Origin of the sequence: Rubrivirga sp., from assembly GCF_049648075.1 — a bacterium.
Classification (GTDB): domain Bacteria; phylum Bacteroidota; class Rhodothermia; order Rhodothermales; family Rubricoccaceae; genus Rubrivirga.
The window spans coordinates 1-6124 of the sequence record NZ_JBARYR010000111.1 but is presented as its reverse complement, the minus strand read 5'-3'; the positions used below and the strand labels follow the sequence as shown (position 1 = coordinate 6124).

General features: G+C 68.6%; 6 protein-coding genes. 1 reads left to right on the top strand and 5 read right to left on the bottom strand.

The window, feature by feature from the left end; genetic code table 11:
• The 4 genes from WBA11_RS03120 to WBA11_RS03105 all read right to left on the bottom strand — a co-directional run.
• Positions 1–1688, bottom strand: a 1688-nt coding sequence (locus tag WBA11_RS03120; protein WP_424519267.1) for a peptidoglycan D,D-transpeptidase FtsI family protein, incomplete at its 3' end; no start/stop codon positions are given.
• A 141-nt stretch (positions 1689–1829) separates the two neighbouring features.
• Positions 1830–2330: a hypothetical protein gene (locus tag WBA11_RS03115; RefSeq protein WP_424519266.1), complete on the bottom strand. Its 501-nt coding sequence runs from the start codon at positions 2328–2330 to the stop codon at positions 1830–1832.
• Positions 2330–3370: a 16S rRNA (cytosine(1402)-N(4))-methyltransferase RsmH gene (rsmH, locus tag WBA11_RS03110; protein WP_424519265.1), complete on the bottom strand. Its 1041-nt coding sequence runs from the start codon at positions 3368–3370 to the stop codon at positions 2330–2332. Before rsmH ends, WBA11_RS03115 begins: the two co-directional genes overlap by 1 nt.
• Positions 3371–3415: 45 nt before the next feature.
• The gene (locus WBA11_RS03105; protein WP_424519264.1) at positions 3416–3814 is read right to left on the bottom strand and encodes a division/cell wall cluster transcriptional repressor MraZ; all 399 of its coding nucleotides are present in this window, start codon (positions 3812–3814) and stop codon (positions 3416–3418) included.
• A gap of 313 nt (positions 3815–4127) precedes the next feature.
• On the opposite strand from WBA11_RS03105, the gene WBA11_RS03100 reads away from it, so the two are divergent.
• Positions 4128–4799 carry a LexA family protein gene (locus WBA11_RS03100; protein WP_424519263.1) on the top strand — a complete coding sequence of 224 codons (672 nt, stop codon included), beginning with the start codon at positions 4128–4130 and terminating at the stop codon, positions 4797–4799.
• 183 nt (positions 4800–4982) lie between these two features.
• On the opposite strand, the gene WBA11_RS03095 is transcribed toward WBA11_RS03100, so the two are convergent.
• Positions 4983–6124: DUF819 domain-containing protein (locus WBA11_RS03095; RefSeq protein ID WP_424519262.1), on the bottom strand; the 1142-nt coding region annotated here is incomplete at its 5' end.

The following is a 6124-nucleotide window of genomic DNA, read 5'->3' as shown; positions in this document are numbered from 1 at the left end:
GGCAAGCCGTTGACGACGGGGACCGGCGCGGCCGTCCTCGAGGCGATCGTGCCGGACGGTGCCACGCGCTCGGCGACGGTCGGGAAGGTGCCGATCCAGCGGCTCGCGACGCGGCCAAAGATCGGCGCGGCGACCGTACCGCCGGAGTAGCCGTTGAGCGGCCGGTCGAGGACGATCGCGATCACGACCTCTGGATCCTCTGCCGGGAACATGCCGGCGAATGACGAGCGGTAGGACGTCTCGTTGTAGCTGCCGCCGGCGGCCGTCTGGGCCGTACCGGTTTTGCCGGCTACGCGCAGGCCTTGGACCGCGGCGAGCGGCGCCGTCCCCTCGCTTCCGACGACGTTCTCGAACGGGCGGAGCAGGCGCTGGGCCGTCGAGGCCCGGAACGCGCGGCGAACGGAGTCCGGTTGGGCAGACCAAACCACGCGGCCTGTCGCCGCTTCCCGGCGCTCGGCGACGATGTACGGCCGGACCAACAGCCCCCCGTTCGCAAGTGCTGCGTAGGCGACGGCGATCTGGAGCGGCGTCACTTCGACGGCGTAGCCCCGGCTCATCGAGGTCAGCGTCCCACGCCCCCAGTCCTCGGGGCGGCGCAACGAGCCGGCGACCTCGCCCGGCAGGTCGATGTACGTCGGCTGGCCGAAGCCCAGGTCACGGGCCGCCTGGTACATCGGACCCGAGCCGATGTCTTGTGCGGCCAGCGCCATCACGATGTTGGACGACTTCGCGATGCCCTGCGCGAACGTCAGCGGCCCGTAGCCGTGCGCGTCGCGGACGGTGTGCCCGCCGAATACGCGCCAGCCCTCGCCCGTCTCGTACACGTCCTCGAGGCCGACGGCGCCGGACTCGAGGGCGGCGATGGCCGTGACCAGCTTGAACGTTGACCCGGGCTCGATGCGGTCGACAATCGCGTGGTTGCGCCGGGCGGCGTTCGAGAACTGGCCGGCCCGGTTCGGGTCGTACGTCGGCACGTTGGCCATGGCGAGGACGGCGCCCGTGCTCGGGTCGAGGGCGACAGCCGTGCCCCATGCCGCTCCGGCAGCTTGGACGCCGCGAGCCAGCTCCTCCTCCAAGATGGCCTGGCGCACCAGGTCGATGGTCAGCACGACGTCGTCGCCGTGGCGGGGCTCGACGCGCGTGCCTCCGACGACGGCCCGGACGCGCCCTCGACGATCGCGCTGGACGGCGAGCCGGCCGGGAGCGCCGTGGAGGCTCTCGTCCAAGGTCATCTCCAACCCGGCGACGCCTTGCAAGTCGCGCGTGACGTGGCCGAGCACGTGGGCCGCGCGCGTCCCGTAGTTGTAGCGGCGCTGGTACGAGCCCTGGATCAACAGCCCCTCGAAACCGGCCTGGTCGAGCGCGTCCTTTGAGGCCTCGTCCAGCTCGCGCACTAAGACGACGTACTGTCGGCTCGGACGGTCCCGGACGCGGTTACGGTAGACGTCCGCTCCCTTTCCTGTGAGCTCGCCCAACAAAGCGTATAGCTCGCCAGCCCGCTCGTCGAACCCAGCAACGGTCGGGTCGGCGGCGACCTCGTAGCGGGCCGTGTTCACAACGAGTGCTCGGCCTCGACGGTCCAAGATGGACCCGCGCTGGGCGGCCAACTCGATCACGCTCTCCGACTGCTTCTCGCCTTGCGCGCGCAGCTCGGCGCCCTCGTCCAGCTGGATGCGGACGAGTTGCACGGCGACCAGGACCGGCAGGACAAGAAGCCCTACGAAGACCCAGTAGAGCCGGGAGAGAATGGAGTCGCGAGCGGCGATCGGTGTGGGGTGTTCGGCCTCGAGGTCGAGGCGGGTGGGGTCGTCGGCACAGGGCCGAGCGGGTTAGTCGTCGAGCAGGATGGTGGGGCCGTAGGCGACGCCTTCCTCGAGGCCGAGGGCGGCGGCGCGGCTCATGACGGCGCTCGGTCCGGTCATCCGGTCGACGTCGCCCTGAAGGCGCTGGTAGGTCAGGCGCAAGCGCTCGTTCTCGCGGCGGGCGTCTTGGAGCGCGTCGAGCGTCGCCCGCGTCGCGTAGGCGTGGCCCAGGAACAGGACCAGCAGCACGCTCGCCCCGATCGTCAGGATGCCGAAGCGGAAGCTGGGGACGACGTCGAGGGCGCGGGCCTTCTCGACTCTCGCCCTCGAGGCCGCCTTCGCCTTGGCCTTTTTGGAGGCCTGCTTCGCGCCCGCTTTTTTCCGCTTGCCATTCCCCGCCAAAGACGGCAGGTCGGACCAGCCCGGCAGCACATCGCCCGACCGACGGCGCGCCTTCTTGGCGGTCGTCTTCTTCGAGGGCGACCGGCGGGTCGTCTTCTTGGTCGGCTTGGTGGCGGTCTGGGGCATCAGCGGCTCAGCTTCTGGGCGACGCGCAGGCGGGCGCTCCGGGCGCGGGGGTTGGCCTCGACCTCGAGGTCGGAGGCGACGATGGGTTTGCGGGTGATGAGCTTGAAAGGGGTGAGCGGGTTGCCGAACGTGTCCTTCTCGACCTGGGCCGAGAACCGGCCGTTCTTGAGGAACTGCTTGGCGCGGCGGTCTTCCAAGCTGTGGTAGGCGATGACGGCCAGGCGTCCGCCCTCGGCCAAGACCTCGAGGGCGGCGGGCAGCACGTCCTCCAGGACGTCGAGCTCGCGGTTGACGGCGATGCGCAGGGCCTGGAAGACGCGGGCCAGCGACTTGAGCTCGTCTCGCGTCGGGACGGCGCTGCGGACGGTGTCGGCGAGCGCGTCGGTGGTGGTAGGCGCGGCGGCCTTGATGGCGCGGGCGATGGCGCGGGACCGGCGCTCTTCGCCGTACTGGTAGATGACGTCGGCCAGGTCAGACGCGCTGAGGCGAGCGATCAGCTCGGCGGCGGTCTCGCCGGTGTCGCCCATCCGCATATCGAGCGGGCCAGGCTTGCCGTAGGCGAACCCGCGCGCGGCCTGGTCGAGCTGGTGGCTGCTCACGCCCAGGTCCAGCAGGACGCCGTTGATCGGACGCGTGATGCGGGCGCGGCGCAGCAGACCCTCGAGGTCGCCGAAGTTGCCTTCGAGGGCGACGAAGCGACCGGCGGCTTCGGCACCCTCGAGGCGCTTGCGCGCCTGGGCTAGCGCCTCCGGGTCCTGGTCGATGCCAATCACTAAGGCGTCGTCCTCGAGGACGTCCAGGAGCGCGGCGCTGTGGCCGCCGCCGCCCAGGGTGCCGTCGATGTAGACGCCCCCGCGATCGGTCACCAAGTTGGCGACGGTCTCGGCCTCGAGGACGGGGGCGTGGTACGTGGTGGCGTACCGGAGGGGGTCGCCCAAGCCGCCGGTCCCCTGCGCGCCGCCGGCGCCCACGTCGGAGCCGGGCGAGACACGGGCAGTGTCAACGCGGTCGGCGCGGCGCGGGCGGCGGGGGCGGGTCATGGAAGGGACAGGAAGCATGGGCGGCGAGGCGGGGTCTCCGGGGGGTTAGACCTCGCCCATCACTCGCTCGGCGAGCAACTCGTAATCGTCTTGGTCGCGGATGTGAGCTTCGAAGGCGGCCTTGTTCCAGACCTCGATGCGGTCGAAGGCGCCCATCACGAGCGCCTTTTCTCCGGTCTCGAGGCCGGCGAACTCCAGGAGCGGCCGGGGCAGCGCGATCCGGCCCTGGCCATCGAGGGAGAGCTCCTCGGCCCAGCGCAGGAGTGAGCGGGTAAAGGCCCGGTTCTCCGCGACGAACTGGTTCATCTCCCCCATCCGGTCCTCGATCTGCTCCCACTTGTCGAGCGGGTACAGAAAGACGCAGCGTTCCAGGCCTCGCGTGGCGACAAAGGTCTCCTTGGCGTCCGGGCTGAGGGCTCGACGCATCTTCGCCGGGACAGGCATTCGGCCTTTCCCGTCGATGGTGTTTTCCGCTTGTCCTTTAAAGCCGGCCACGGCCGGGAGGGGTGTGTATCGGTGGAGGCCGCCAGGCCGCGGGGATGATTCCCCACTTTTCCCCACCGCTCACCCAACATACCCCACACGGCCAAAAAGCCCTCTAAAGGCCGTTTTATGTGGATAAGTCCAGTCTTTAACACCCAACTCGACCGCGATCTAAAGCCCAAATCCCAAAAAGTGAAAATACATTCACCGGGCGAACCCCTAGAGTGAAAACGCGTTCACCTCATCCACCACCCTCGGGAATCTCCCCACGGCCATGCGAGAGCGACTCACAGAGCGCCAGAACCAGGTCTTCGAGTTCATCCGCGACGCCGTCCGCCGGAACGGCAAGCCGCCGACCATCAAGGAGATCGGGCAAGGCCTAGGGATGCGATCCTCTAACGGAGTCCACAAGATGCTCGTCGTCCTCGAGCGCAAAGGCTACATCAACCGAATTCCGAACGAGGCCCGCGGCCTCGAGGTCGTCGGCGAGGAGGGCGGCTACGGATCGGACGAGCCGCCGGGCGTGCTCATGCTCAAGCTTAAGGAGGGAGTCGGGCGCCGGGCCAGGTTGATGACGTCGGAGACCGCCGATCATCCCCTCCCTCGCTCTCGCCGTCCTCTCCTGGTGGACCCCTCGCTTCTTCCAGACGACGTCGACCTGGACTTCTGCATCGGAGTCGTCGCCAGCGACGACGGCATGAACGGCGTCGGCATCTACAAGGGAGACTTGGTCGTGGTCGAGGAGGCCGGGTGGCGCGACATCAAGGACGGGTCGCTAGCCGCAGTGCTGTTCTACGACCGCGTCGTCATCCGCCGGTTCGCTCACGTCAACGGTCGCCTCCAGTTTCGCGCCGCCGATCGCTCCTATTCCGACGAGACCGTCCGACCCGACGATCCAGAGTTCTTCGTGATCGGGCAGGCGCTGGTCATGACGCGGAAGCTGTAGGGGCCGGGACGGCGTGGCGTCGGTACTGACCTCGATCTAGTGACCTCGGCACGAAGCCACTGCCCGGGCTCGATGTTCTCGCACCGAGTCGAACCGGAGACCTATCGAGTTGCCCTATCGGAGATTGATCCCAACGCGGTCTGTCCTCGAGGCCGGAAGCGGGACCGTCGACCTCGAGGCCGGCTATCCGCCGAGCGCACCCAGCATCCAGGCGCAGCCGAGCGCGGCGTAGATCCCGAGCACGTAGCCCGCGACGGCCATCAGCAACCCGACCGGCGCCATCGCGGGCAGGTAAACGCCGGCCACGATCGGCGCCGACGCCGCGCCGCCGACGTTGGCCATGCTCCCGGTCGCGACGAAGAACAGCGGAGCGCGGAGCAGCTTCGCGGCCAGGAACAGCAGCGCGATGTGGACGGCGAGCCAGACGACGCCCATCAGCATGTAGGCGGGCGCCTCGAGGACGGCGTTGAGGTCGGCGTGGGCACCGATGGACGTGAGCAAGAGGTAGAGCGCGGCGAACCCGATCCGGCTCGCGCCTTCGGTCTCGAGCCGTCGCATCGGTGTAAACGACAGCGCCAGGCCGATGGTGACCGCGATCAGGACAGCCCACGTTCCGCCCGAGATGATGGTCGGGTCGCCGAGAGACGGGAGCGACGCGCCCAAGACTCGGGCTACGACGGCCGCTCCGAATCCGAGTCCGACGATGATGCCGATCGAGGCGATCGAGGACGGCTCGCGGTGCGTGTCCATCGCCTCGAGCGTCTCGTTGACGCGGTCGACGGCGCTCATGTCAGCGTTGACCCACTTGTTGAACCGGTCCTGGTAGCCGGACAGGAACAGCAGGATCGCCATCCACCCGTAGCCTACGACTGTATCGACGACGATGATCGGGGCTAGGCCCGCGTCGCTCAGCCCGACCGACTCCTTGAGCGCCAGCATGTTGGCCGTCCCTCCTATCCACGAGCCCGCCAACGCTGCCATCCCCTGCCACGTCTCGGGATCGCCGATGAACTGGCCCACGGCGAGGTACGCGATCGGCCCGCCCAACACGATCCCCAGCGTCCCGACCAGCATCATCGCGATCGCCAAGCGTCCCAAGCTCAGGATCGCTTTGACGTCGATCGTGATCATCAGCAGGAACAGCGCGAACGGGAGCAGCACGTAGCTGAACCAGTCGTACGCCGGGTTCGCGGCCGGCGTCACGCCGAACGTGGTCAGCAGCATGGGCACGAAGTAGGCCCAGATAACCGGCGGCAAGACCTTGAACAGGCCCTCGAGGGCGGAGACTCGCGACAGTGCGAACACACCGGCCAGGACGGCGGCCA